We start from the raw sequence: 26,963 nt of genomic DNA on the forward strand, positions 1-26,963 counted from the left end.
TACGGATGATTCGCTTTGAACAGGTCAGTAAAGCTTATCTGGGCGGACGGCAAGCGCTGCAGGGGGTTGATTTCCATCTGCGCCCGGCGGAGATGGCGTTTCTGACCGGCCATTCCGGCGCGGGGAAAAGTACCCTGCTGAAACTGATTTGCGGTATCGAACGGCCCAGCGCCGGCCACATCTGGTTTGGCGGTCACGACATCAGTCGTTTGAAAAACCGCGAGGTGCCGTTCCTGCGTCGGCAGATCGGCATGATCTTCCAGGATCACCACCTGCTGCTGGATCGCACGGTGTATGACAACGTGGCGATGCCGCTGATCATCGCCGGCGCCAGCACCGAAGACATCCGTCGCCGCGTTTCCGCCGCGCTGGACAAGGTCGGTTTGCTGGATAAAGCGAAGAACTTCCCGATTCAGCTGTCCGGCGGTGAGCAGCAGCGTGTGGGCATCGCCCGTGCGGTGGTGAACAAGCCGGCGGTGCTGCTGGCGGATGAACCGACCGGTAACCTGGACGATGCGCTGTCGGAAGGCATTTTGCGCCTGTTTGAAGAATTCAACCGCGTCGGCGTGACCGTTCTGATGGCGACGCACGACACCGGGCTTATCGCCCGCCGCAATTACCGCATCCTGACGCTGAGCCAGGGCCGCATGCAAGGAGGCGCTCACCATGGCCAATAACGCAAAAACCGCCAAGAGCAAGGCGCTGCGCGGCGGCTGGCGCGAACAGTGGCGTTACGCCTGGATGAACGCCATCAAAGACATGCTGCGTCAGCCGTTGGCGACGCTGCTGACGGTGATGGTGATCGCCATTTCCCTGACGCTGCCGAGCGTATGCTACATCGTGTGGAAAAACGTCAGCACCGCGGCCAGCCAGTGGTATCCGACGCCGCAGCTGACCGTCTATCTGGATAAATCGCTCGATGACGACGCCGCGCTGAAAGTGCTCGACGCCATCAAGGCGGAAGCCGGCGTGGAGAAGGTGAACTATCTGTCGCGTGAAGAAGCGCGCGGCGAGTTCCGCAACTGGTCGGGCTTTGGCGGCGCGCTGGACATGCTGGAAGAGAACCCGCTGCCGGCGGTGGCGATCGTCACGCCGAAGCTGAGCTTCCAGAGTTCGGATACCCTCAACACCCTGCGCGATCGCGTGGCGGCGGTGCAGGGCGTGGAAGAAGTGCGTATGGATGACAGCTGGTTTGCCCGCCTGGCGGCGCTGACCGGGCTGGCGGGCCAGATTGCGGCGATCATCGGCGTGCTGATGATTGTGGCGGTGTTCCTGGTGATCGGCAACAGCGTGCGTCTGAGCATCTTCAGCCGCCGCGACACCATCAACGTGATGAAACTGATCGGCGCCACCGACGGTTTTATCCTGCGGCCGTTCCTCAACGGCGGGGCGATGCTGGGCTTTGCCGGCGCGCTGCTGTCGCTGGTGTTGTCCGGCGCGCTGGTGTGGCAGCTGGAGTCGGTGGTCGCCGGCGTGGCCAAGGTATTCGGCACCACCTTCACCCTGCACGGGCTGGGCTGGGATGAGGCGCTGCTGCTGCTGATCATCTCCGCGATGATCGGTTGGATCGCCGCCTGGCTGGCGACGGTGCAACATTTACGCCGATTTACACCACAGTAAGATTTTTTTGGTATACTCTTCTCCTGCTGCTTTTGATCGCGTTGCGGGAGAAGAGTGACCTCAAGCGAAGTCAGCACCATCCCTCTCTTCTTAGCGCACAAATTCCCTATCGGCCTGCACCTTCGTCACGTATTGTCAGCAACAATGCTTGCAAAAAAGGGTGAACTTCTGGGGCGGAGTACGGTCAAAAATTGCAGCAAATGTTAAGGTGTCCGGCGTGTGGAACCGCTTTTGCTTCAGCAACTGCCGTAGAATCAATCATTTCCCCGCTGTAATAATCACCTGCATGATTTTGTATTCTCATAGAGAGGGTTTGAATGACCAAAGAAATGCAAACTTTAGCCTTAGTACCCCAAGGTAGCTTGGAAGCCTATATCCGGGCAGCCAACGCCTATCCGATGCTGACGGCAGAGGAAGAGCGGGAGCTGGCTGAACGGCTGCATTATCAGGGCGATCTGGATGCCGCTAAGCAGCTCATCCTGTCTCACCTGCGCTTTGTCGCTCATATTGCCCGCAACTATTCAGGCTATGGTCTGCCGCAGGCGGATCTGATTCAGGAAGGCAATATCGGCCTGATGAAAGCCGTTCGCCGCTTCAACCCTGAAGTCGGCGTGCGTCTGGTTTCCTTTGCGGTGCATTGGATTAAGGCGGAAATCCACGAGTACGTATTGCGCAACTGGCGCATCGTGAAAGTGGCGACCACCAAAGCGCAGCGCAAGCTGTTCTTTAACCTGCGCAAAACCAAACAGCGTTTGGGCTGGTTCAACCAGGACGAAGTGGAACTGGTGGCCCGTGAGCTGGGCGTAACCAGCAAAGACGTGCGCGAGATGGAATCGCGCATGGCGGCGCAGGACATGACGTTCGATCCGACTCCGGACGACGAGGCCCGCGACGGCCAGTCGATGGCGCCGGTGCTGTACCTGCAGGACAAGAGCTCAGACTTCGCCGAAGGCATCGAGGAAGATAACTGGGAAAGCAACGCCGCAGACAAACTGGCCTATGCGCTGGAAGGTCTGGACGAGCGCAGCCAGCATATCATCCGCGCCCGTTGGCTGGACGACGACAACAAGTCGACGCTGCAGGAGCTGGCCGATCAGTACGGCGTTTCCGCCGAACGCGTGCGCCAGCTGGAAAAGAACGCCATGAAGAAACTGAAAATGGCGATCGAAGCCTGAGTCGATGCGAGATTCGATAAAAAAAGCCCGGCAAGCCGGGCTTTTTAGTGCCTGAAATCCGGCGCTATGGCGCCACGACGGCAAAGTCTGGCGCCGGGCAGTCGTAGCCGAATTTCGCCGCCCACGGGTAGCGGGTGCCAGTGTTGATGTAGCGCTGATAAAGCGCTCGGCCGGTTTTGGCGTCGCGCTTGATAACCCAGCTGGCGGCGTTACACAGCACGGCGGCATAGGCCTGGCTCTTCGGTGGCAGCAGATCGGCCGCCTGCTGCGCCAGCCCAACCGCCTGCCAGCGATAGTGCAGGAAACGGTTGTCTTCCGCCGGTAGCGCCGCCTTGGCGCGTACCGCTTCCGCGCTGTCGATCCAACTTTTGTGCTTCAGCTCGCGGGTATCGAACGCATCCCCCAGATAGGAATAGCCGGCGCCATAGATGGCGTAGTCCGGCGTCATCTCATAGCCGGTAAATTCCAGCCCCTGGGCACGCAGCAGGTTGGCGGCGCGATAGTAAGCCTGCGCACGCGCCAGCGGTGCGGCGGATTTGTCCTTGGCGGCCTTCAGCTCGTCGGCGTACTGCTGCGCCGCCTGCCGGTAGTTGGGGATATCGAAGTAGGCCAGCGCCTCCGGGGCTCTTCCGACGCGCATCAGCCGCCGCGCCAGCAGTTCGCGCAGCTGCACTTCCGGCGTGATCTGCTGGCCGCCGTAGTCGTCCGGGTTAACCGGCTTGAGCGGCGTCGTCGGCGCCGGGGCGTGCTTATCGACAAAGCCTTTCAACTCATCGACGGTCAGCACTCGCTCCGCCACGTCGGCCACGTCGGCCCAATAGAGCGCCTTGCCGCGATACAGCAGGTCCATCGCCTGCAGATAGTCGCCGCGGTTCAGCGCCAGGATGGCCTGTTCGCCGGCCACCCGGCATTCGGGCACGATGGTTTCCGCAACAAAGTCGGCGTTGCGTTGCTCGCCCCAGCTTTCGTCGGCGGGGAACGCGCTTGCCGCCTTGGCGTAGGCAGCGGTGGCGGCTTTCACATCGCCGTCGCGCAGCGCCATTTTGGCGCGCAGCCACCACGCCAGGCCGCTGTCGCCGGCATTTTTCAGCAGGCTCGCCGCCATCGGGTACTGCCCCGAACGGTAAGCCAGCGCCGCCAGCCGATCGCTGCCGGCGAAGCCGCTTTTCACTGAGCCGTCCAGCAGCGTCAGGATCTGGCTGATGATTTGTGCGGAGCGGCTGTTGCCGTCGGTATCCGCCATTTGCAGGTTGCCGCTGCGAGCGAACAGCTCAATGGTCACCAGCTGCTGGATCAACGGATCGCCGATAATCTGTTTCAGCGTGTCCAAATGGTCGGGATTGACCAGGAAGCTGGAGACGTACTGCAGCGACTGGCCGCCGCTCGGATCGCCCTGCGCCGCCTGCTGTGCGTACAGGTGGGCGGCGGGGGCGACCTCACCCAGCCACAGGTGGATGCGCGCCTGCTGCCCAAGGCTGCTCAGCGCCAGCTGATCGGGATCGGCGGCGCCGTTTTTCACCCGATCGATCACCTGCTGGAATGCAGCCAGCGCCTGTTCAAGCGCGGCTTTTGGCGGGTGCTCGGCGGCGGGGGCCGCTTCACCGGATTCGTTCACCGGCGTCCCGTGGTCCGCCATCAGTACCCGCCCCAGCGAATACTGCGCCCGCAGCCCCCAATCGCCCTGCTCGACGGCCGGTAGCTTCAGCACCTGCTGGAAATAGTCTGCGGCGCGCGGATCGTGGCTGGCGAAAGCCACGGCACCCAGTTGATAAAGGCGGGCGGCGTTGGATAGCCCCTGCGTATTGACGGCGTCAGCCTCTTCCACCGTTTTGGCGGCGCGCATTTTGCCGATCGCTATCGTTTCCGGCGATTGCGGCATCGGTTTCGGCGGCATCGGCGGCGGCGGGGCCTGCCAGTGCGGCAACTGACTGTCCGCCAGCACCAGCCGGCCGGCTTCGAAGGCGAAATTGCCCTCCGGCATATACAGCAGGGTGCCGTTGCGGTCGATCAGCAGCCGGTTAGGAAAATCCGGGCCGCAGGCATAGCCGTTCAGCGGCAGCGCCAGCGCGGCGCCGATCAGCATGGCCAGCGGAAGAAGGCGGCGGGTGTTCCGTGCCGCGCGCGTATCAAGGTGTGACAAGGGTGCCTCCTGGCGTCAGTTGTTGGCAGCGCAGCCAGCCCAGCGGCCGGGATTGCCCGGCGCGCAGCTGATCGCCGCTGATGCGAATAAAGCGTTGCCGTTGCGGTGCGGATTCCAGCCGGTAGTTGCCGACCGCGTCCGCCGCCAGGCAGTCGTCGGCGCGGATGATGACTTCTTGCGGCAGCGGGGCGTCCACCGGCCCGTTGTTATGAATTATCAGATCATACAGCCCGTTTTGCTGTGGCTGAGGCCTAAATTTTACCTGCCAGTCGACATTCAGCGGCCGCCGTTCGATCACCGCTCGCAGCGTGGCGAGCGACCAGGCGCGCCGATCGTCCGCCAGTGGCAAGCGGAACCAGATAATGCCGCGCAGCCGGGGCGGCGTTTGCTGCGCCAGCGTTTGCAGAAAATCGGCGATCTGCTGCGGCGCGACCGTCAGTTCGCGGCCGTTGCCGGCCACGCGCAGCGAGGATTCGCTCTCCACCTGCGCGCCCTGTGCATCAAAACCCAGCAGTGCCATGCCATAAGCCGGCAGCGCGACGCGAAACGGCTTCGGTGTGACGGCGGCGTACTGCCGCACCCAGCGTAGCGCCAAGGAGCCGTCAAACAGCCCCTGCTGCGGCGAGAGCACCGCATGCACCTGCAGGACGGAACTGTCGGCCTGTTGCAGTACGCCGGGCAGGCCGGGTGAACCGATCCAGGCCGGCAGGGCGGTGATGCCGAGTTGCAAAGCGGCGGGCAGGCGTTGGCGCAGCCGCTGCAGAAAGCGTTGGTAGTCCGGCAGGCGGGCGGTGGCGGCGTCATGATCGATCTCGACGCCGGTGACGGGCAGCCCGGCCGCCTGCCAGCGTTGGGCGAGCGCCAGCAGCCGCTGGATAATGGCTTCCTGGTCCAGCTGCGGCAGCTGGCCGTCGAGGCGCGCCACCAGCCAGAGCGGGCGGCCATCCTGTTGCAATAAGCGCAGGTCGGCCGGGATTTCCCGCCAGCCCTCGCGTGGATGCACCTGCAGCGCCAGCACCCGCAGCCCGGCGAACAGATCGCGGCTGTGCGCCAGCGCATCGGCGTGCTGCGGCGTCCAGACCCGCTGCCAGACATAAACCTGCTGATCCCAGTCTGAGGCCAGGCGCAGCGCCTGCTGGCGCCCGAGGAACGCGGCCGCCAGCCCCAGCGCAATCAAGACCAGCGCCGCCAACCGGCGTTTCATTTTTGCCAGAGATCGCCCTGCGGTGCGAAGCCGCAGGCGCGCATGAAGTTCTCGACTTCCCCGCGTTCGCGCGGTGCCAGGCCGGCGGTCGACAGCTGCCAGTGAGCGACCTGCGGCAGCTGACGCTGCGCATCCTGCACCAGGTAAAGGCCGACGCCGCGGCGGCGCGTCACTTCGCGCACCAGCAAGTCCTGCAGCTCGGCGCGGTCATCCTGCAGCGCAATTTTCACCGCGCCCAGCAGACGCTCGTTGAAGCGGGCGGCGAACAGCGCCTTGCCGCCGCTCAACCAGCTCTGCCACTGTTCCGGCTGCTGATGCGGCCAAATTTTACCGAGATCGATAAGGTCTTGCGGGGACAGCGCGGTCAGGCGCTCGATGGTCAGTTTCATGCAGAATTTCCGCGCAGCTAAATGATGCCGACAGTGTAATAGATCTTGTGCAGAGCGTTGTGTAAGTTTTTCTGTACGATTACTGTGCAATATGTTTTTTGCACGGGGCATTTTCCGAGTAAATAGTTAGTAAATGGATTGTTAACCAGCACAACGCGCTACGCCTCAAGGTAAACGGCGCAGATTTAATTCGAATTTTATCCTGTTTACACCGCTTGTTTCTGCCTGATGAAGTTGATTTGCAGCAGAAAATTCCTGTTTAATGGCATGAAAAATAAAGTCTTATTAGAAAATAATGCCGACAAAGCGCCTAAATCATTATTACTTATAACAAAAGCGGTCAATAACGATCGGGCGCAGGCAAACACAACAGGTACGTTCACAACGACAGATGGGGATTTGCGGATGAAATTAACAACAGGTAAGGCACTGCTGGCGGGTTGCATTGCGATGGCCATGAGCCAGGCGGCCATGGCGAAAGACATCAAGGTGGCGATCGTCGGGGCGATGTCCGGCCCGGTCGCGCAGTATGGCGACATGGAGTTTACCGGCGCACGCCAGGCGATTGCCGACATCAACGCCAAGGGCGGCATCAAGGGCGACAAGCTGGTCGGCGTGGAATACGACGACGCCTGCGATCCGAAACAGGCGGTTGCGGTCGCCAACAAGGTGATCAACGACGGCATTCGCTACGTGATTGGCCACCTGTGTTCCTCTTCCACCCAGCCGGCGTCCGATATCTATGAAGACGAAGGCGTGATCATGATTACCCCGGCGGCCACCAACGCCGATCTGACTACTCGCGGCTACAAGATGATCCTGCGCACCACCGGTCTGGATTCGGATCAGGGCCCGACCGCCGCCAAATACATCCTCAGCGACATCAAGCCGAAGCGCATCGCCGTGGTGCACGATAAGCAGCAATACGGCGAAGGCCTGGCGCGCTCGGTGCGCGACAGCCTGAAAAAACAGGGTACCGAAGTGGCGATGTTCGAAGGCATCACCGCCGGCGACAAAGACTTCTCCACCCTGGTGGCGCGCCTGAAGAAAGAGAATATCGACTTCGTGTACTTCGGTGGTTACTACCCGGAAATGGGCCAGATCCTGCGTCAGGCCAAGCAGGCCGGGTTGACTACCCGCTTCATGGGGCCGGAAGGCGTGGGTAACTCCTCGCTGTCCAACATCGCCGGCGCCGCCTCGGAAGGCATGCTGGTGACGCTGCCTAAACGCTACGATCAGGTGCCCGCCAACCAGCCGATCGTCGATGCGCTGAAAGCCAAGAAGCTGGATCCGACCGGCCCGTTCGTCTGGACTACCTATGCCGCGCTGCAGTCGCTGACCACCGGCATGGAGCGCAGCGGCAGCCAGGAGCCGGCGGACATCGTCAAGGATCTGAAAACCGGCAAGCCGGTGGACACCGTGATGGGGCCGCTGAGCTGGGATGACAAGGGCGACCTGAAAGGCTTCGAGTTCGGCGTGTTCGAGTGGCATGCCAACGGCACGTCCACACCGATCAAATAAGCCATAATGATTAGGGTGGGGCGCAGTTTGCTGCGCCCGGCGGGTCGGCTTGCCGGCCCCGTCTCCCTTTACCCGCCGGTTCTCCGCCGGCGGGTTTCGCAGCCAAGGGTTCAGAGTATGTCAGAGCAGCTCCTCTATTTTCTGCAGCAGATGTTCAACGGCTTAACGTTGGGCAGCACCTATGCATTGATCGCCATCGGTTACACCATGGTTTACGGCATCATCGGCATGATCAACTTCGCCCACGGCGAGGTGTACATGATCGGCAGCTATGTCTCCTTTATCGTTATCGCCGCCCTGATGATGCTCGGCATCGACGTCGGCTGGTTGCTGATCGGCGCCGCGTTCCTGGTCTCGATCGTCATCGCCAGCGCCTACGGCTGGAGCATCGAGCGGGTGGCCTACAAGCCGGTGCGCAACTCCAAGCGCCTGATTGCGCTGATCTCGGCCATCGGCATGTCGATATTCCTGCAAAACTACGTCAGCCTGACGCAGGGCTCTCGCGATCTGGCGCTGCCCAGCCTGGTCACCGGCCAGTGGGTGCTGGGGGAAAGCAACGGCTTCGCCGCCTCCATCAGCACCATGCAGCTGACCATCTGGCTCGTGACCTTCCTGGCGATGCTGGCGCTGACGCTGTTTATCCGCTATTCACGCATGGGCCGCGCCTGCCGCGCCTGCGCGGAAGATCTGAAGATGGCCAGCCTGCTGGGCATCAACACCGACCGGGTGATCTCGCTGACCTTCGTCATCGGTGCGGTGATGGCGGCGGTGGCCGGGGTGTTGCTCGGCCAGTTCTACGGCGTCATCAACCCTTACATCGGCTTTATGGCCGGTATGAAAGCCTTCACCGCTGCGGTCCTGGGCGGCATCGGCAGCATTCCCGGCGCGATGATCGGCGGCCTGGTGCTGGGCGTGGCGGAAGCGCTGACCTCCGCTTATTTGAGCACCGAATACAAAGACGTGGTGTCGTTCGCGTTGCTGATCGTGGTGCTGCTGATCATGCCGACCGGCATTCTTGGGCGTCCGGAGGTTGAGAAAGTATGAAACTCAATCTGCTTAATGCGCTGATCGCCACGGCGGTGCTGTTCGTGATGGCTTCGTTCCTGATGGGCATGCAGCTCAGCCTGGACGGCACCAAACTGGTGGTGCACGGCGCGGCGGAAGTGCGCTGGATGTGGATCGGCATCGGCTGCGTCATCGTCTTTTTCTTCCAGCTGTTGCGCCCGCTGCTGCAGCAGGGCCTGAAAAAGGTCTCCGGCCCGGCGTTCGTGCTGCCGAGCTTCGACGGCACCACGCCGCGGCAAAAGCTGCTGGCGGCTCTGCTGCTGGTCGCGGCGGTCGCCTGGCCGTTCCTGGTGTCGCGCGGCACGGTGGATATCGCCACCCTGACGCTGATCTACGTGATGCTGGGCCTCGGCCTCAACGTGGTGGTGGGTTTGTCCGGTCTGCTGGTGCTGGGCTACGGCGGTTTCTACGCCATCGGCGCCTACACCTACGCGCTGCTGAATCACTATTACGGTTTCGGATTTTGGGAGAGCCTGCCGCTGGCGGGTATCGTCACCGCCGCCTTCGGCTTCCTGCTCGGTTTCCCGGTGCTGCGGCTGCGCGGCGACTACCTGGCGATCGTGACGCTCGGCTTCGGCGAGATCGTGCGCATCCTGCTGCTGAACAATACCGAGATCACCGGCGGGCCGAACGGCATCAGCCAGATCCCGAAACCGACCTTTTTCGGCCTGGAATTTAACCGCAGCGTGCGCGACGGCGGTTGGGATACCTTCCATAACTTCTTCGGCCTGAAATACGATCCGAGCGATCGCATCGTGTTCCTGTACCTGGTGGCGCTGCTGCTGGTGGTGCTGACGCTGTTCGTCATCAACCGCCTGCTGCGCATGCCGCTCGGGCGCGCCTGGGAAGCGCTGCGTGAAGACGAGATCGCCTGCCGCTCGCTGGGCCTCAGCCCGACGCGCATCAAGCTGACCGCCTTTACCATCAGCGCCGCCTTCGCCGGCTTTGCCGGCACGCTGTTCGCCGCGCGCCAGGGTTTCGTCAGCCCGGAATCCTTCACCTTCGTCGAGTCGGCCTTCGTATTGGCGATCGTGGTGTTGGGGGGCATGGGCTCGCAGTTCGCGGTCATTCTGGCGGCGATCCTGCTGGTGGTGTCGCGCGAGCTGATGCGCGATCTGAATGAATACAGCATGTTGCTGCTGGGTGCGCTGATGGTGCTGATGATGATTTGGCGGCCGCAGGGGCTGTTGCCGATGAAACGGCCGCAGCTGAAGCTGCAGGCGGCGGACATTCACGCGGGCAAGGGGGAACAGGCATGAGCGTTCAACCTTTACTTCAGGTGGAAGGCCTGTCGATGCGTTTCGGCGGGCTGCTGGCGGTCAACAATGTGGCGTTGACGCTGAACGAAGGCGAAATCGTGTCGCTGATCGGCCCCAACGGCGCCGGTAAAACCACGGTATTCAACTGCCTGACCGGTTTTTACCGCCCGAGCGGCGGCACCATCAAATTGCGCGATCGCCATCTGGAAGGGCTGGCGGGGCAGGCCATTGCCCGTATGGGCGTGGTACGCACCTTCCAGCATGTGCGGCTGTTCCGTGAAATGACGGTGATTGAGAACCTGCTGGTGGCGCAGCATCAGCACCTGAAAAGCGGCGTGTTCGCCGGGTTGCTGAAAACCCCGGCCTTCCGCCGCGCCGAAGCCGAGGCGCTGGCGCGCGCGGCGGAGTGGCTGGAGCGCGTCGGCCTGCTATCGATGGCCAACCGTTCGGCGGGCAACCTGGCCTACGGGCAGCAGCGTCGGCTGGAGATCGCCCGCTGCATGGTGACCCGGCCGGAGCTGCTGATGCTGGACGAACCGGCCGCCGGTCTGAACCCGAAAGAGACCGACGAGTTGGATCATCTGATCGTCGAGCTGCGCGATCGGCATAAGGTCTCGGTGTTGCTGATCGAGCACGACATGAAGCTGGTGATGGGCATCTCCGATCGCATTTACGTGGTGAATCAGGGCACGCCGCTGGCGCAGGGCACACCGGCGGAGATCCGCAACAATCCGGACGTGATCCGGGCTTATTTGGGCGAATAATAATATGTTGTCATTCAATCAGGTATCCGCCCATTACGGCAAAATTCAGGCGCTGCATCAGGTCAGTCTCACGATTAGTCAGGGCGAAATCGTGACGTTAATCGGCGCCAACGGCGCCGGTAAAACCACGCTGCTCGGCACCCTGTGCGGCGAACCGCGCGCCAGCGAAGGCAGCATCGTCTTCCAGGGGCAGGACATCACCCAGTGGCAAACCTCGCGCATCATGCGCGAAGCGGTGGCGATCGTGCCGGAAGGGCGGCGCGTTTTCTCGCGCATGACGGTGGAAGAAAACCTGGCGATGGGCGGCTTCTTCGCCGATCGTCACCAATATCAGCAGCGCATCGAACGGGTGTTCACGCTGTTCCCGCGCCTGCTGGAGCGCCGAAGCCAGCGCGCCGGCACCATGTCCGGCGGCGAGCAGCAGATGTTGGCCATCGGCCGCGCGCTGATGAGCCAGCCGAAGCTGCTGCTGCTCGACGAACCTTCGCTTGGGCTGGCGCCCATCATCATCCAGCAGATTTTCGACATCATTCAGCAGCTGCGGGAAGAGGGCATGACCATCTTCCTGGTGGAGCAAAACGCCAATCAGGCGCTGAAATTGGCGGACCGCGGTTATGTGCTGGAAAACGGCCGCGTGGTGTTGGAAGATACGGGGGCTGCATTGTTAGCCAACGAAGCAGTGAGGTCGGCGTATCTGGGCGGCTAATCCGCCCCCCTACGAATTAAAATAATCAGGTACGAGAAGAAGAAATGAAGACAGAAGGGTTACTCGCGCAGCGCATCGTTAACGTAAAAAGTTCGGCCATCCGTGAATTGCTTAAGCACAGCAAGATGGAACACGTCATTTCGCTGGCGGGCGGCATCCCCTCTGATGCGCTGTTCGATTTCGAAGGATTGAGCATCGCCACCCGGCAGGCGATCACCGAACAGCCGAAAAGCGCATTCCAGTATGGCCTGACCGAGGGCAGCCCGCTGCTGCGTGAGCGCATTTGCGCGCTGTGTGCCGAGCGCGGCGTCACCGCGCGCGCAGAAGAGGTGATGGTCACCGCCGGCTCTCAGCAGGCCCTGGATTTGGTGATGCGCGCCATCGTCAACCCGGGCGACGTGTTCGTGGTGGAGCGCCCGACCTACCTGGCGGCGCTGCAAACGCTGGAACTGGCGGAGGCCAACATCATGTCGGTCTCGTCCGACAGCGACGGCATGGTGGTGGAAGAGCTGGCCGAGCTGCTGAAAACCCAGCGCATCAAGGGCGTGTACGTGGTGCCGAACTTCGGCAACCCCAGCGGCATCACCCTCAGCGCCGCGCGCCGCGAACTGCTGGTGAAGCTGGCCGCCGAACATAACTTCCTGATCATCGAAGACGATCCGTACGGCGAGCTGCGTTTCACCGAAGAGCGCCACCCGACGCTGCATCAGGTGTCGCAGCAGGTGCTGGGCAACACCGACCACATCATCTATACCTCGACTTTTTCCAAGATCCTGGCGCCGGGCCTGCGCCTGGGCTGGGCGATCCTGCCGCCGTTCCTGCTGCATAAAGTGGCGATCATCAAACAGGCGGCGGATCTGCACGCCAGCGCCCTGTCGCAGAGCATCGTCGAATGCTATCTCGGCCTGGATCGCCTGCCGGCTCAGATCGACAAGATCCGCGCGGCCTACAAACAGAAGGGCGAGATCCTGGCCGGTTTGGTGGAGCAGGAGCTGGGCGACTACATCACCTTCGATAAACCGAAGGGCGGCATGTTCCTGTGGGCGCGTTTCCGCCAGCCGTTCAACGCCACCGAATGGCTGAACACCACGCTGCAGCAGGGCGTGGTGTTCGTGCCGGGGGAATACTTCTTCTCCGACAACCCGGATCGTTCGACCTTCCGCCTGTCGTTCGCCACCGCCACCGAGCAGCAGATGCAAGAAGCGGTGGCGCGCCTGCGCCGTTCGCTGTAAGCCTCGCGGCGGCGGAGCTGATGCCCGCCGCCGACATCAAACCGCCATCTTCACTTCACCTTGCCGTCATGTGGCTGTCATCTAGCGGTTATTTTTCTGTCATCCGCGCATGGCATGTTAGCTTCCGAACAAAAAACTGATTCTTTTCGCTCACGCGCTTTTACACCAGCTTTTTCAGGAGTTAGGCATGCTCACCTACGCTATTCGCAAAACCACGCTGTGCGTCGCATTGACCCTGGCGGTCAGCGCCCAGGCGCTGGCGGCGACAGAAATCCCGTTCTGGCATTCGATGGAAGGCGAACTGGGTAAAGAAGTGGACTCTCTGGCGGATCGCTTCAACCAGTCGCACAGCGACGTCAAGATTGTGCCGGTTTATAAAGGCAACTACGAACAGAGCCTGGCGGCGGGCATCGCCGCTTACCGCTCCGGCAAGGCGCCGGCGATCCTGCAGGTTTACGAGGTGGGCACCGCCACCATGATGGCCAGCAAAGCCATCAAGCCGGTCTATGAAGTGTTTAAAGAGGCCGGTATCAACTTCGACGAATCGGTGTTCGTGCCGACGGTGGCCGGCTATTACACCGACAACAAGAGCGGCCATCTGCTGTCGCAGCCGTTCAACAGCTCCACGCCGGTGCTGTACTACAACAAAGACGCCTTCAAAAAGGCCGGCCTGAACCCGGATCAGCCGCCGAAAACCTGGCAGGAACTGGCGGCGGATACCGCCAAGCTGCGCGAAGCCGGCATGAAGTGCGGTTACGCCAGCGGCTGGCAGGGTTGGATCCAACTGGAGAACTTCAGCGCCTGGCACGGCGTGCCGTTCGCCAGTGAAAACAACGGCTTCGGCGGCACCAGTGCCAAGCTGGAGTTCAACCAACCGCTGCAGGTCAAACATATTGCGCTGCTCGAAGCGATGAACAAGAAGGGCGACTTCACCTACTTCGGCCGCAAAGACGAATCCACCGAGAAGTTCTACAACGGCGATTGCGCCATCACCACCGCCTCTTCCGGTTCGCTGGCGGACATCAAGCACTACGCCAAATTCAACTACGGCGTCGGCATGATGCCGTACGACGCTGACGCGAAAAATGCGCCGCAAAACGCCATCATCGGCGGGGCCAGCCTGTGGGTGATGAACGGCAAAGACGCCGCCACCTACAAGGGCGTGGCCGAATTCCTGCAGTACCTGGCGCAGCCGGAAATCGCCGCCGAATGGCACCAGAAGACCGGCTATCTGCCGATCACCACCGCGGCTTACGATCTGACCAAGCAGCAGGGCTTCTACGACAAGAACCCGGGTGCCGACGTCGCCACTCGCCAGATGCTGAACAAGCCGCCGTTGCCGTTCACCAAGGGCCTGCGCCTGGGCAACATGCCGCAGATCCGCAGCGTGGTGGATGAGGAGCTGGAAGGCGTGTGGACCGGCAAGAAAACGCCGCAGCAGGCGTTGGACGCCGCCGTGCAGCGCGGTGACGTGCTGCTGCGCCGCTTCGAAGCTTCGACTAAGTAACCCCGCGTCGCGGGCCCGTCTGATCGGGCTCGCGTCTTCACGCCGATCCTTCCGTACCCGATTAATGGTTTAACTGCTATGTCATCTTCCCGTCCCGGTTTCGGCTGCAGCTGGTTGCCCTATGCGCTGGTGCTGCCGCAGCTGCTGATTACCGCCGTCTTCTTTTTATGGCCCGCCGGCGAGGCGCTGTGGTATTCGGTGCAGAGCCTCGATCCGTTCGGCCTGTCCAGCCAGTTTGTCGGGCTGGAGAACTTTAAACAGCTGTTTCAGGATCCTTACTACCTCGACTCGTTCTACACCACGCTGATCTTCAGCTTCCTGGTGGCGGGCATCGGGCTGGCGGTTTCGCTGTTCTTCGCTGCGCTGGTGGACTACGTGCTGCGTGGCAGCCGCCTCTACCGCACGCTGATGATCCTGCCCTACGCGGTGGCGCCGGCGGTGGCGGCGGTGCTGTGGATCTTTCTGTTCAACCCCGGTCTCGGGTTGATCACCCATTTCCTCAACGGTCTGGGCTATAACTGGAACCATGCGCAAAACAGCGGCCAGGCGATGTGCCTGGTGGTGCTGGCCTCGGTATGGCAGCAGATAAGCTATAACTTCCTGTTTTTCCTCGCGGCGCTGCAGTCGATCCCGCGTTCGCTGGTGGAGGCGGCGGCCATCGACGGCGCCGGCCCGGTACGCCGCTTCTTCCATCTGGTGCTGCCGCTGATCGCGCCGGTGAGCTTCTTCCTGCTGGTGGTCAATCTGGTGTACGCCTTCTTCGATACCTTCCCGGTGATCGACGCCGCCACCGGCGGCGGGCCGGTGCAGTCCACCACCACGTTGATCTACAAGATCTACCGCGAAGGCTTCGCCGGATTGGATCTCTCCAGTTCCGCCGCGCAGTCGGTGATCCTGATGCTGCTGGTGATCGGCCTGACGGTGATCCAGTTCCGCTTCGTTGAACGTAAGGTGCGCTACCAATGATTGAGAATCGACGCGGGCTGGACATCTTCAGCCATGTGATGCTGATTATCGGCGTGCTGGTGGTGCTGTTCCCGCTGTACGTGGCCTTTGTCGCCGCCACGCTGGACGACAAACAGGTGTTTCAGGTGCCGATGACGCTGGTGCCCGGCGGCCACCTGTGGGAGAACATCCGCAATATCTGGCAGGGCGGCGTGGGCAATCTCAAAGTGCCGTTCTCGTTGCTGCTGCTGAACAGCGTGATCATGGCGCTGGCGATCACCTGCGGCAAGATCGCGGTGTCGGTGTTGTCGGCTTACGCCATCGTGTACTTCCGCTTTCCGCTGCGCAGCCTGTTCTTCTGGCTGATTTTCCTCACCCTGATGCTGCCGGTGGAAGTGCGTATTTTCCCGACGGTGGAGGTGATCTCCAACCTCAACCTGCTGGACAGCTATACCGGCCTGACGCTGCCGCTGATGGCCTCGGCCACCGCCACTTTCCTGCTGCGCCAGTTCTTCATGACGCTGCCGGATGAGCTGCTGGAGGCGGCGCGCATCGACGGCGCCGGGCCGATGCGTTTCTTCTGGGACATCGTGCTGCCGCTGTCGAAAACCAATCTGGCCGCGCTGTTCGTCATCACCTTTATCTACGGCTGGAACCAATACCTGTGGCCGATCCTGATCACCAGCGACGCCTCGATGGGCACCGCGGTAGCGGGCATCAAGAGCATGATCTCCACTTCCGGCGCGCCGACCCAGTGGAACCAGGTGATGGCGGCGATGATTCTGACTTTATTGCCACCGTTGGCGGTGGTGCTTCTGATGCAGCGCTGGTTTGTGCGCGGTCTGGTTGATAGCGAGAAATAACGACGATGGCAGGATTAAAACTACAGGCGGTCACCAAGTCTTACGACGGTAAAACGCCGGTGATCAAACAGATCGATCTCGACGTGGCGGACGGCGAATTCATCGTGATGGTCGGCCCGTCCGGCTGCGGCAAGTCCACGCTGCTGCGCATGGTGGCCGGGCTGGAACGCACCACCAGCGGCGATATTTATATCGATACCCGGCGCGTGACCGATCTGGAGCCCAAGGATCGCGGCATCGCGATGGTGTTTCAGAACTACGCGCTCTATCCGCACATGAGCGTGTACGACAACATGGCTTACGGCCTCAAGATCCGCGGTTTCGGCAAGGAGCATATCCGCCAGCGGGTGGAGGAAGCGGCGCGCATCCTGGAGCTGGAGCCGCTGCTCAAGCGCAAACCGCGCGAACTTTCCGGCGGCCAGCGCCAGCGGGTGGCGATGGGGCGCGCCATCGTGCGCGAACCGGCGGTGTTCCTGTTCGATGAGCCGCTGTCCAACCTGGATGCCAAGCTGCGGGTGCAGATGCGCCTGGAGCTGCAACAGCTGCACCGACGCCTGAAAACCACCAGCCTGTACGTGACTCACGACCAGGTGGAGGCGATGACGCTGGCGCAGCGGGTGATCGTGATGAATAAGGGCGTGGCGGAGCAGATCGGCACGCCGAGCGAAGTGTACCAACGGCCGGCTTCGCTGTTCGTCGCCGGCTTTATCGGCTCGCCGGCGATGAACCTGTTGCCCGGCACCCTGAGCGCCGACGGTAGCCAGCTGCTGCTGGCGGACGGCATGGCGCTGCCGTTGCCTGCGGCCAAGCCGCAGTGGGCGGGGCGGCCGTTGACGCTGGGCATTCGGCCGGAGCATATTCAACTGGTGGCGCAAGGCCAGGGCGTGCCGCTGCAGCTGCAGACGCTGGAACTGCTGGGGGCCGACAATCTGGCGCACGGCCAGTGGGGCGGCCACGGAGTGATAGCGCGGCTGTCGCATGAAACCTTGCCGACGGCGGGCAGTACGCTATATTTGCAGCTGCCTGCTCAGGCGCTGCACTTTTTTGACACCCACAGCGGATTACGGATGGATTGATGACGAGACCCTGGCCTTACCCTCATATTGTCGCCCACCGCGGCGGCGGTTCTCTGGCGCCGGAAAACACCCTGGCGGCGATCGACGTCGGCGCGCGCCACGGCCACAAGATGATCGAGTTCGACGCCAAGCTGGCGCAGGACGGGCAAATTTTCCTGCTGCACGACGACACGCTGGATCGCACCAGCAACGGTTGGGGCGTGGCGGGTGAGCTGCCGTGGGACAAACTGGTGCAGCTGGACGCCGGCAACTGGTACAGCTCGGCCTTCAAGGGCGAGCGGCTGCCGCTGCTGTCGGAGGTGGCGGAACGCTGCCGGGAACACGGCCTGATGGCCAATATCGAGATCAAACCGACCACTGGCAGCGACGATGAAACCGGGCGGGTGGTGGCGCTGGCCGCGCGGTTGCTGTGGCAAGGGCAGACCGACCCGCTGCTCTCCTCCTTCTCGGTGGAAGCGTTGGCGGCGGCGCAGCGTACCGTGCCGGATTTGCCGCGCGGTTTGCTGCTGGAGGACTGGGACGACAACTGGCGCGAGCTGACGGAGCGTCTGGACTGCGTCTCGCTGCATATCGACCACAAGGCGTTGACTGCCGAGCGGGTGAAAGCGTTGAAAGACGCCGGTCTGCGCATTCTGGTGTATACCGTTAACCAGCCGGATCGCGCGCGCCTGCTGCTCGACTGGGGCGTTGACTGCATTTGCACCGACCGGATAGATTTGATTGGCTCGGAGTTCTAATCCGGCGCCGATGAATCCTGCGACGACAAGCCTTGCCGCCGCACCACCGGAAGGAATGCGATGCCTGGCTTTATCCTGTCACTGTGGCACCAGATGGTGCTGTCATTACCGCTGTTCGTCCTGATCGCGTTGGGTTATGGGCTGATTCGCTGGGGGAAATGGCCCACCAGCATCACCGATGGCCTGACGCGCTTTGTGTTTTCCCTCGCCTTGCCCGCCATGCTGTTTCGCATGATGTGCGACTTCTCGCAGCGCCCGGCGGTCGATGCCCGGCTGTTGATCGCGTTCTTCGGCAGTTGCCTGATCGTGTTCGTGCTCGGCCGCATGGTTGCCCGGCACCTTTTCCGGCTGGATGGCGTCGCCGGGTCGGTGTTTGCGCTGGGCGGTATTTTCTCCAATAACGTGATGCTCGGTTTACCGATCGCCAGCGTGATGCTGGGGGAGGCGGCGATCCCGTCGGTGGCGCTGGTGCTGGTGTTCAACGGCCTGATCCTGTGGACGCTGGTCACGGTGTCGATCGAATGGGCGCGCAACGGCTCGCCGACGCTGGGGGGCTTTGCTAAAACCGCGCGCAGCGTGCTGACCAACCCGCTGATCGTCGGCATTTTGTCCGGCACGCTGTTTAGCCTGACCGGCCTGCCGCTGCCGGACTTCGTCGATCGGCCGGTCAGCATGCTCGGCCAGGTGGCGGCGCCGCTGTCGCTGGTGGTGCTTGGCATGGGGCTCGCCGAGTACCGCATCAGCGAAGGCTGGCAACTGAGCAGCGCCATCTGCGTGCTGAAGTTGCTGGTGCAGCCGTTGGTGATTTGGCTGCTGGCCTGGATGATGGATCTGCCGCCGATGGAGACCCGCGTGGTGGTGCTGCTGGGCTCAATGGCGGTGGGTGTGAATGTCTACCTGATGTCGCGCCAGTTCAATACGCTCACCGGCCCGGCCGCCACCAGCCTGGTGATGTCCACCGTGCTGGCGGCGATCACCACGCCGCTGATCCTCACCGTTATGGGCGTGCGGGCGTAGCCGGCAGCGGTGCCTGCGGCACCGCCGGCGCGGTACGGTTGAACGGATCGCGCGGCTGGTTGCCGTTAGGCAGCAACTGGCCGCCGTTCGGCGCGGTTTGCAACAGCTGTTGCCGTTGATTGTCGAACTGGCGCTGTTGTTGCAGGCGGCGTTGATCCATCTGCCGGTTGTTCAACAAGCGCTGTTGCTGCGCCTGTTGGCTGTTTTGGTTGAGAAGCTGCTGCTGTGAACGCAGATCGGTTACGCCGTTGGCCGCTGCAGCCAGGCCGGGCAGCAACAGCAGAGCGAACAGGATGTGAGACGTTTTCATGATGGTTACCTCGCTTTTTTATTAAGCCTAACCCAGCGGTGAAATTTTGCTGGTAGTTTGTCTTTTGTTCAGATGTAAACCGCCTTTCATCCACTTATGCGTCCATCTTCCGTTACAATCGCCCTTTCGGTCTTTTTAGGGTGAACCCATCGTGCTGCTTTTGGTTATAACCACCATTCTGTGGGCGTTTTCTTTCAGCCTGATCGGCGAATATTTGGCGGGCCAGGTCGACAGCGGGTTTTCGGCGCTGGTGCGCATCGGGCTGGCGGCGCTGGTGTTCCTGCCGTTCCTGCGTTGGCGCAATATCAAGCCTAGGGTGATCCTGCTGTATATGCTGGTGGGCGCCTTCCAGCTGGGCATCATGTATCTGTTCAGCTTCCGCGCCTATCTCTACCTGACGGTACCCGAATTCCTGCTGTTCACCGTGTTGACGCCGCTGTACATCACGCTGATCTACGACTTACTGAGCGGCCGACGTTTACGCTGGGGCTATGTGCTCAGCGCGCTGCTGGCGGTGCTGGGCGCGGCGATCATTCGCTATCACCAACTGAGCGAACACTTCTGGTGGGGGCTGCTGTTGGTGCAGGCGGCGAACATCAGCTTCGCCATCGGCATGGTCGGCTATAAGCGCCTGATGGAAGTGCACCCCTTGCCGCAGCACACCGCCTTTTCCTGGTTCTACCTGGGGGCGGCGGTGGTGGCGGTGGTGGCCTGGTTCCTGTGGGGCAATCCGCAGCAGCTGCCGACGACCAATCTGCAGTGGGGCGTGCTGATCTGGCTGGGCGTGGTGGCGTCGGGGCTGGGCTATTTCATGTGGAACTACGGCGCGACGCAGGTGGATGCCGGCACGCTCGGCATCATGAACAACATGCATGTGCCGGCCGGCTTGTTGGTCAACCTTGCCATCTGGCAGCAACAGCCGCACTGGCCGAGCTTTATCATCGGCGGGGCGGTGATCGTCGCTTCGCTGTGGGTGCACCGCCGCTGGGTGGCGCCGAAACAGCTCGGCTAAACGGGAGGGCGACAGTTTATACGCCGGCCGCCAACGCTTTGGCGCCGGTCGCGCCGGGGCGTGCCGCGTCGCGCACGAACGGCAGATGATCGCAGGCGTGCTGGCGGGCCGAGCGGATAAAGGCTTCGGTCACCGCCTGGCGCTGTTCGCCGTCGCGCACGGCGGCGTACAGGCGGCTCCACAGGCCGTCACCCAGGGTTTTGGTCACCACCAGCCCCTGCCGTTCGAAACTTTCCACCACCCAATGCGGCAGCGCCGCAATCCCCATCCGCGCCGAGACCATCTGGATCAGCAGCAGCGTGTTATCGACGTTCTTCAACGCCGGGTTGACGCCCGCCGGCTGCAGGAAATGCCGCCAGATATCCAGCCGCTGGCGCTGCACCGGGTAAATCAACAGCGTTTCATCGCTCAAGTCTGCCGGCTCGATGTGCGGCTTGCCGGCGAGCGGATGATCCGGCGCCAGCACCAGACGCACCTCAAAATCGAACATCGGCGAATAGTGCAGGCCGCTGCGCGGCAGGATATCCGACGTCATCACCAGATCCAGCTCGCCCTGTTGCAGGGCCGGCTGCGGGTCGAAAGTGACGCCGGAGGTGAAGTCCATCACCACCTGCGGGAAACGCTGGCGGAAGTTGTCCAGCGCCGGCGTCAGCCACTGAATGCAGCTGTGGCATTCGATGGCGATGCGCAGCGTGGTTTGATGCGGCTCGTGGCAGGCCTGCAGCGCCTGCTGGATCTGCGGCAGCACCTGTTCCGCCAGCTGCAGCAGGATTTCGCCCTGGGCGGTGAAGCGCAGCGGCTGGCTCTTGCGCACGAACAGCTTGAAGCCCAGACGTTGCTCAAGATCGCTGAACTGGTGCGACAGGGCAGACTGCGTCTGATGAAGTTGGGCCGCCGCCCCCGCCAACGAACCGCTGTTGCGCAGAGCCTGCAGCGTCCGTAAATGTTTCAGTTCGATCATGAGAGTCCTTCACATTGACAGTGAATAAATTGCGCTTGTGGTTAATACAGTACCTGCTGATTATGGATGTGTAAACATCTGGACGGCTAAATGGGGAATATGACGATGGCAATTTTGAATCACACACTGGGTTTTCCTCGCGTTGGGCTACGACGTGAGCTGAAAAAAGCTCAGGAAAGCTACTGGGCCGGCAACTCAACGCAGGAAGAGCTGTTGGCGGTTGGCCGCGAGCTGCGCGCTCGTCATTGGCAGCAGCAACGGCAGGCCGGGGTGGATTTGGTGCCGGTCGGCGATTTCGCCTGGTACGATCATGTGTTGACCACCAGCCTGCTGCTGGGCAACGTGCCGGCGCGCCATCAGAATGCGGATGGCTCTATTGATCTGGACACGCTGTTCCGCATCGGCCGTGGCCGCGCACCGACCGGCGAGCCGGCGGCCGCGGCGGAAATGACCAAATGGTTTAACACCAACTATCACTACATGGTGCCCGAATTCCAGCAAGGCCAGCAGTTCAAGCTGGGCTGGACCCAGCTGCTGGACGAAGTGGACGAAGCGCTGGCGCTGGGGCATCACATCAAGCCGGTGCTGCTGGGCCCGGTGACCTATCTGTGGCTGGGTAAAGTGAAGGGCGAGCCGTTCGACCGCCTGTCGCTGCTGAAAGACATTCTACCGGTTTACCAGCAGGTGCTGGCGGAGCTGGCGAAGCGCGGCGTCGAGTGGGTGCAAATCGACGAACCTGCGCTGGTGCTGGAGCTGCCGCAAGCCTGGCTGGACGCCTTCAAACCGGCGTATGACGCGTTGCAGGGGCCGGTTAAGTTGCTGTTGACCACCTACTTCGACAGCGTCGGCCACAACCTCGACACCATTCGCACGCTGCCGGTGCAGGGGCTGCACGTCGATCTGGTCGCCGGCCATGACGATATCGCCGCGCTGAGCGCCGCATTGCCGCAAGACTGGCTGCTGTCGCTGGGCGTGATCAACGGCCGCAACGTTTGGCGCGCCGATCTGAGCCGCTGGTTCGAACGTCTGCAGCCGCTGGTGGGACAGCGCCCGCTATGGATCGGCACCTCCTGTTCACTGCTGCACAGCCCGATCGATCTGAGCGTGGAAAGCCGTCTGGACGAAGAAGTGAAAAGCTGGTTCGCCTTCGCCCTGCAAAAATGCGCCGAGCTGGCGCTGTTGAGCTCGGCGCTGAACGCGCCTGACGCGGCGAAGCAAGCCGAACTGGACGCCTACAGCGCGCCGATCCGCGCCCGTCGCCAATCGAACCGCGTGCATAACCCACAGGTTGAGCGCCGCCTGGCCGCGATCACCGCGCAGGACTGCGAACGCCGCAGCGCGTACGCCGAGCGCGCCAGGGCGCAGCGCGAACGTTTCAACCTGCCGGCCTGGCCGACGACGACCATCGGTTCGTTCCCGCAGACCACCGAAATCCGCGGCCTGCGTCTGGACTTCAAACAGGGCCGTTTGGACGGCAGCAACTACCGCACCAGCATCGGTGAGCACATCAAACAGGCGATCGTCGAGCAGGAGCGCCTCGGGCTGGACGTATTGGTGCACGGTGAAGCCGAGCGCAACGACATGGTGGAATATTTCGGCGAGAACCTCGACGGCTTCGTGTTTACCCAGAATGGTTGGGTGCAGAGCTACGGTTCCCGCTGCGTGAAGCCGCCGGTGATCATCGGTGACGTCAGCCGCCCGGAAGCCATTACCGTCGAATGGGCCAAATTCGCCCAGTCGTTGACCGACAAGCCGGTGAAAGGCATGTTGACCGGGCCGGTGACCATCCTGTGCTGGTCGTTCCCGCGTGAAGACGTGACCCGTGAAGTGATTGCCAAGCAGATTGCGCTGGCGCTGCGCGACGAGGTGGAAGATCTGGAAAAAGCCGGTATCGGCATCATTCAGATCGACGAACCCGCCCTGCGCGAGGGGCTGCCGCTGCGCCAATCCGACTGGGCCGCCTACCTGAACTGGGCGGTGGACGCCTTCAAACTGAACGCCGCCGTGGCGCAGGATGACACCCAGATCCACACCCACATGTGTTACTGCGAGTTCAACGACATCATGGACTCCATCGCCGCGCTGGACGCCGACGTGATCACCATCGAGACCTCGCGTTCCGATATGGATCTGCTGGAAGCCTTCAAAGAGTTCGAATACCCGAACGAAATCGGGCCGGGCGTCTACGATATCCACTCGCCGAACGTGCCGAGCGTGGAATGGATCGAAGCGCTGCTGCGTAAAGCGGCGCAGAACATCCCGGCGGAACGCCTGTGGGTTAACCCGGACTGCGGCCTGAAAACCCGCGGCTGGCCGGAAACCCGGCAGTCGCTGGCCAACATGGTATTGGCGGCGCAGCGCCTGCGCGAGCAGGCGTGATGGCGTGCGGCGGATGAGCTCCGCCGCTTACAGATTGACTGGTGTGATGATTGGGCGCTTCGGCGCCCTTTTTTATGCGGGGGAGGTTACTTGACGCCGTGCTGGGCGAACCACGCCAGCATGCGTTGCCAGCCGTCTTGCGCCGCTTCGGCGTTGTAGCTGGGACGATAATCGGCGTTGAACGCATGCCCGACCTCGGGGTACACCACGATTTCGGCCTCGGCGTTGGCGGCGCGTATCGCCTGGCGCATGGTTTCCACCGTCTCCAGCGGAATGCCGCTGTCCTGCCCGCCATACAGCCCCAGTACCGGCGCCGACAGGTGGGTGGCGACATCGACCGGATGCTTCGGTGAATTCAGCGTTTTCTCACCGACCAGTTTGCCGTACCAAGCGACGGCGGCCTTCAACTGCGGGTTGTGCGCCGCGTACAGCCAGGTAATGCGGCCGCCCCAGCAGAAGCCGGTGATCGCCAGCTTGCCGGCGTCGCCGCCGTGGCGGATAGCCCAGTGCGCGGCGTGATCCAGATCCGACAGCACCTGACGATCCGGCACCCTGGTCACCAACTGCTGGAACAGCTCGCCGATATCGCTGTAGTCGTTGGCATCGCCCTGGCGGAAATAGAGCTCAGGCGCGATCGCCAGATAGCCCTGCTTGGCCAGGCGACGGCAAAGATCCTGAATGTGCTCATGGACGCCGAAGATTTCCTGCACCACCAGCACGATGGGAAAGGGGCCGTTATGGTCGGCGGGTTTGGCGACGTAGGCCGGCAGCGCGTCGCCCTGAGAAGGGATGGTCGTTTGCCCGGCATGAATGCCCTGTTCGTCGGTGATAATCGCGGAGGCGGCCAACGGCGCGGCGGCCGGGGCGAATCCCCCCTGAGCCTGTTCTAATGTCATCACATGTTCGGTTTTCATTGCGGTCTCCGTGCAATAGAAAAAAGCGCTGAGATTAACTATAGGAAAGATTACCCATTATTGGCGCTGCGTGGCGCACTTTCGGACAAGTCGATAAAAAACGGCTAATTATCTGGCTTTGCGGCATTTTTAAGCGCTTTTTATCATGTTATTACGCGTTTTGGCCCGCGTAAGTGCCATAAGGTGCGTTAGAGGGCTTTTTTGCCCCTAAGCAACCGATAAGATGGAGTTATTTCGGATTGATGAGCTAAATAGTTTCAGTCGGCAACCAACGGGCAGGGAGCTGCAAGGTTTGTCGGCTAGACTGAGGTTTAGCGGTGCATTCTGGATGCCTTATAGTGATAGTGATTTTTTGTGATAAAAATCACAAAAAATATGTAGCATGTAATTTGTTTCTCTTTTCATAGTGACTGTCGTCACGAAATTAAGCGGCGATTTTCAGTAGAGTGCTTTTTTGTTCCTCCCAATAAACATGATCCATGAGGAGTCTCGTATGTCTCAGTCTGACGTTTTTCATCTCGGCCTCACCAAGAACGATTTACAAGGGGCCCAGCTTGCCATCGTGCCGGGCGATCCGCAGCGCGTAGAGAAGATTGCCAAGCTGATGGAAAATCCGGTGCATCTGGCCTCCCACCGTGAATTCACCACCTGGCGCGCAGAGCTGGACGGCAAGGCGGTGATCGTCTGCTCCACCGGTATTGGCGGCCCCTCTACCTCTATCGCGGTGGAAGAGCTGGCGCAGCTGGGTATTCGCACTTTCCTGCGCATCGGCACCACCGGCGCCATTCAGGCCAATATCAACGTCGGTGACGTGCTGGTGACTACGGCGGCGGTACGCCTCGACGGCGCCAGCCTGCACTTTGCGCCGATGGAGTTCCCGGCGGTTGCGGACTTCGCCTGCACCACCGCGCTGGTGGAAGCGGCCAAAGCCAGCGGCGCGACCACCCACATTGGCGTAACCGCCTCTTCCGATACCTTCTACCCGGGCCAGGAACGTTACGACACCTACTCCGGCCGCGTGGTCAGCCGTTTTAAAGGCTCGATGGAAGAGTGGCAGGCGATGGGCGTGATGAACTATGAAATGGAGTCCGCCACGCTGCTGACCATGTGCGCCAGCCAGGGCCTGCGTGCCGGCATGGTGGCTGGGGTGATCGTTAACCGCACCCAGCAAGAGATCCCGAACGCCGAGACCATGAAAAACACCGAAAGCAAAGCGGTGCAGATCGTGGTGGATGCCGCCCGCCGTCTGCTGTAATCGCCTCCCCTGAACGGGCCGCCGCCGCGGCCCGTTTTTCCATTCGCGACTAATCTGTTACGGTGATACTCCTCAGCGCTGCGCCGATGGCCGCCGCGCGTTGTCATAACAAAAACAACGAGGACGTTTATGACCGCCCAGATCCTGCTTCATCCTTCGCTTGCGCCGCTCGACGGCGGCATTAATTTCCGTGACTTCGGCGGCAACGGCGTGGCCGACGGGCGCCGCATCAAGCGCGGCCTGCTGTTTCGTTCCGGTTCCCTCGAGCGGCTGACGGAAAACGACTGCGCCTTTCTCGCCGGCGTGCCGGTGCGTTCGGTGCTGGACTACCGCGATGCCGACGAAGTGCAGGCCAAACCGGATATTCTGTGGAATGGCGCCGACTATCATCACGTGCCGGCCAACCCGCTGAGCAGCGAAGTCAACGCCAACCTGGAGAAGCTCACCAACGAAACGCTGGCCGCTTTCGACGCCCGCGCGTTCATGCTGGAACTGTATCGCCGCCTGCCGTTCGGCAATGTGGCCTATCAGCGGTTGGCGCAGCTGCTGAGCAACCCCGGCGGCGGCGCGATCGTGCAGCACTGCGCAGTCGGCAAGGATCGCACCGGGGTCGGTTCGGCACTGGTGCTGTTCGCGCTGGGGGCCGACGAAGCGACGGTGCTGGAAGACTATCTGCTGACTGAAACCACGCTGGCCACTTTCCGCGAGCAGATGCTGGATCAGCTCTCTATCAAGCTGAATGTGGCGGCGCTGGAGCAATTCGCCTACGTGCTCAGCGCGCGCGAGGAGTTCCTGATGACGGCGCTGGGCTGCATCCGTCAGCAATACGGCTCCACCGACCGCTGGCTGGAAGCGGAATACGGTCTGGGCGCGGCCCAGCGCGAAGCGCTGCAGGCGTTCTACCTCGAGTAA

General features: G+C 61.9%; 25 protein-coding genes. 19 read left to right on the plus strand and 6 right to left on the minus strand.

Annotated features, from left to right (window positions below; all coding sequences use genetic code 11):
* The first annotated feature begins 5 nt into the window (after positions 1–5).
* From ftsE to rpoH, 3 genes are all read left to right on the plus strand, one after another.
* Positions 6–677: a cell division ATP-binding protein FtsE gene (ftsE, locus tag L085_RS05530; RefSeq protein WP_004934337.1), complete on the plus strand. Its 672-nt coding sequence runs from the start codon at positions 6–8 to the stop codon at positions 675–677.
* On the plus strand, positions 667–1,620 hold the full coding sequence (ftsX, locus tag L085_RS05535; RefSeq protein ID WP_004934340.1) for a permease-like cell division protein FtsX: 954 nt from the start codon (positions 667–669) through the stop codon (positions 1,618–1,620). The genes ftsE and ftsX overlap by 11 nt, the downstream gene beginning before the upstream one ends.
* A gap of 317 nt (positions 1,621–1,937) precedes the next feature.
* Positions 1,938–2,795 (plus strand): RNA polymerase sigma factor RpoH, encoded by an 858-nt coding sequence (gene rpoH / locus L085_RS05540; RefSeq protein ID WP_004934345.1) that lies wholly within the window; start codon positions 1,938–1,940, stop codon positions 2,793–2,795.
* A gap of 64 nt (positions 2,796–2,859) precedes the next feature.
* Here the strand turns inward: rpoH and L085_RS05545 are convergent, their stop codons facing one another.
* The 3 genes from L085_RS05545 to panM are packed head-to-tail and all read right to left on the minus strand — an operon-like array spanning position 2,860 to position 6,528.
* Positions 2,860–4,878 carry a hypothetical protein gene (locus L085_RS05545; RefSeq protein ID WP_144240715.1) on the minus strand — a complete coding sequence of 673 codons (2,019 nt, stop codon included), beginning with the start codon at positions 4,876–4,878 and terminating at the stop codon, positions 2,860–2,862.
* A gap of 43 nt (positions 4,879–4,921) precedes the next feature.
* On the minus strand, positions 4,922–6,139 hold the full coding sequence (locus L085_RS05550) for a DUF3142 domain-containing protein (protein ID WP_044030272.1): 1,218 nt from the start codon (positions 6,137–6,139) through the stop codon (positions 4,922–4,924).
* Positions 6,136–6,528: an aspartate 1-decarboxylase autocleavage activator PanM gene (panM, locus tag L085_RS05555; protein WP_015376288.1), complete on the minus strand. Its 393-nt coding sequence runs from the start codon at positions 6,526–6,528 to the stop codon at positions 6,136–6,138. The genes L085_RS05550 and panM overlap by 4 nt, the downstream gene beginning before the upstream one ends.
* A gap of 405 nt (positions 6,529–6,933) precedes the next feature.
* On the opposite strand from panM, the gene L085_RS05560 reads away from it, so the two are divergent.
* From L085_RS05560 to L085_RS05615, 12 genes are all read left to right on the plus strand, one after another.
* Entirely contained in the window at positions 6,934–8,049 is a 1,116-nt protein-coding gene (locus L085_RS05560; RefSeq protein ID WP_015376289.1) for a branched-chain amino acid ABC transporter substrate-binding protein, read from the plus strand.
* Between the two features lie 117 nt (positions 8,050–8,166).
* Positions 8,167–9,093 carry a high-affinity branched-chain amino acid ABC transporter permease LivH gene (livH, locus tag L085_RS05565; RefSeq protein ID WP_044030274.1) on the plus strand — a complete coding sequence of 309 codons (927 nt, stop codon included), beginning with the start codon at positions 8,167–8,169 and terminating at the stop codon, positions 9,091–9,093.
* The gene (locus tag L085_RS05570) at positions 9,090–10,373 is read left to right on the plus strand and encodes a high-affinity branched-chain amino acid ABC transporter permease LivM (protein ID WP_044030275.1); all 1,284 of its coding nucleotides are present in this window, start codon (positions 9,090–9,092) and stop codon (positions 10,371–10,373) included. Before livH ends, L085_RS05570 begins: the two co-directional genes overlap by 4 nt.
* On the plus strand, positions 10,370–11,137 hold the full coding sequence (gene livG, locus L085_RS05575) for a high-affinity branched-chain amino acid ABC transporter ATP-binding protein LivG (protein WP_004934389.1): 768 nt from the start codon (positions 10,370–10,372) through the stop codon (positions 11,135–11,137). Before L085_RS05570 ends, livG begins: the two co-directional genes overlap by 4 nt.
* Positions 11,138–11,141: 4 nt before the next feature.
* Complete coding sequence (livF, locus tag L085_RS05580) at positions 11,142–11,843, plus strand: high-affinity branched-chain amino acid ABC transporter ATP-binding protein LivF (protein ID WP_015376292.1); 702 nt, start codon at positions 11,142–11,144, stop codon at positions 11,841–11,843.
* Between the two features lie 44 nt (positions 11,844–11,887).
* On the plus strand, positions 11,888–13,075 hold the full coding sequence (locus L085_RS05585; RefSeq protein ID WP_044030277.1) for a PLP-dependent aminotransferase family protein: 1,188 nt from the start codon (positions 11,888–11,890) through the stop codon (positions 13,073–13,075).
* 187 nt (positions 13,076–13,262) lie between these two features.
* Positions 13,263–14,582: a sn-glycerol-3-phosphate ABC transporter substrate-binding protein UgpB gene (gene ugpB / locus L085_RS05590; protein ID WP_004934396.1), complete on the plus strand. Its 1,320-nt coding sequence runs from the start codon at positions 13,263–13,265 to the stop codon at positions 14,580–14,582.
* Positions 14,583–14,660: 78 nt separating this feature from the next.
* Positions 14,661–15,548 carry a sn-glycerol-3-phosphate ABC transporter permease UgpA gene (ugpA, locus tag L085_RS05595; protein WP_044030278.1) on the plus strand — a complete coding sequence of 296 codons (888 nt, stop codon included), beginning with the start codon at positions 14,661–14,663 and terminating at the stop codon, positions 15,546–15,548.
* Positions 15,545–16,390 carry a sn-glycerol-3-phosphate ABC transporter permease UgpE gene (ugpE, locus tag L085_RS05600; protein WP_004934403.1) on the plus strand — a complete coding sequence of 282 codons (846 nt, stop codon included), beginning with the start codon at positions 15,545–15,547 and terminating at the stop codon, positions 16,388–16,390. The genes ugpA and ugpE overlap by 4 nt, the downstream gene beginning before the upstream one ends.
* 5 nt (positions 16,391–16,395) lie before the next feature.
* Entirely contained in the window at positions 16,396–17,466 is a 1,071-nt protein-coding gene (locus tag L085_RS05605; RefSeq protein WP_015376294.1) for a sn-glycerol-3-phosphate import ATP-binding protein UgpC, read from the plus strand.
* Positions 17,466–18,203 carry a glycerophosphodiester phosphodiesterase gene (gene ugpQ, locus L085_RS05610; protein WP_004934408.1) on the plus strand — a complete coding sequence of 246 codons (738 nt, stop codon included), beginning with the start codon at positions 17,466–17,468 and terminating at the stop codon, positions 18,201–18,203. Before L085_RS05605 ends, ugpQ begins: the two co-directional genes overlap by 1 nt.
* Before the next feature lie 60 nt (positions 18,204–18,263).
* Positions 18,264–19,220, plus strand: coding sequence for an AEC family transporter (locus tag L085_RS05615; protein WP_044030280.1), 957 nt, complete (start codon positions 18,264–18,266; stop codon positions 19,218–19,220).
* Here L085_RS05615 and L085_RS05620 read toward each other — a convergent pair.
* Positions 19,201–19,530: a hypothetical protein gene (locus L085_RS05620; RefSeq protein ID WP_044030281.1), complete on the minus strand. Its 330-nt coding sequence runs from the start codon at positions 19,528–19,530 to the stop codon at positions 19,201–19,203. The genes L085_RS05615 and L085_RS05620 overlap by 20 nt on opposite strands.
* A 151-nt stretch (positions 19,531–19,681) precedes the next feature.
* Between L085_RS05620 and L085_RS05625 the strand changes: the two genes are divergently transcribed.
* Positions 19,682–20,542 carry a carboxylate/amino acid/amine transporter gene (locus L085_RS05625; protein ID WP_044030283.1) on the plus strand — a complete coding sequence of 287 codons (861 nt, stop codon included), beginning with the start codon at positions 19,682–19,684 and terminating at the stop codon, positions 20,540–20,542.
* 16 nt (positions 20,543–20,558) lie between these two features.
* Here L085_RS05625 and metR read toward each other — a convergent pair whose 3' ends face one another.
* Positions 20,559–21,503 carry an HTH-type transcriptional regulator MetR gene (metR, locus tag L085_RS05630; protein WP_044030284.1) on the minus strand — a complete coding sequence of 315 codons (945 nt, stop codon included), beginning with the start codon at positions 21,501–21,503 and terminating at the stop codon, positions 20,559–20,561.
* 90 nt (positions 21,504–21,593) lie between these two features.
* Between metR and metE the strand changes: the two genes are divergently transcribed.
* A complete protein-coding gene (gene metE / locus L085_RS05635; protein ID WP_071841600.1) occupies positions 21,594–23,882 on the plus strand; it encodes a 5-methyltetrahydropteroyltriglutamate--homocysteine S-methyltransferase in 2,289 nt (762 codons plus the stop codon).
* An 86-nt stretch (positions 23,883–23,968) separates the two neighbouring features.
* On the opposite strand, the gene L085_RS05640 is transcribed toward metE, so the two are convergent.
* The gene (locus L085_RS05640; RefSeq protein ID WP_015376301.1) at positions 23,969–24,796 is read right to left on the minus strand and encodes a dienelactone hydrolase family protein; all 828 of its coding nucleotides are present in this window, start codon (positions 24,794–24,796) and stop codon (positions 23,969–23,971) included.
* 493 nt (positions 24,797–25,289) lie between these two features.
* Here L085_RS05640 and udp point away from each other — a divergent pair, with 493 nt between their 5' ends.
* Positions 25,290–26,051, plus strand: coding sequence for a uridine phosphorylase (gene udp, locus L085_RS05645; protein ID WP_004934432.1), 762 nt, complete (start codon positions 25,290–25,292; stop codon positions 26,049–26,051).
* Between the two features lie 129 nt (positions 26,052–26,180).
* Positions 26,181–26,963: a tyrosine-protein phosphatase gene (locus L085_RS05650; protein ID WP_044030286.1), complete on the plus strand. Its 783-nt coding sequence runs from the start codon at positions 26,181–26,183 to the stop codon at positions 26,961–26,963.

Source organism: Serratia sp. FS14, assembly GCF_000695995.1.
In the GTDB taxonomy this organism is placed as follows: Bacteria; Pseudomonadota; Gammaproteobacteria; order Enterobacterales; family Enterobacteriaceae; genus Serratia; species Serratia nematodiphila.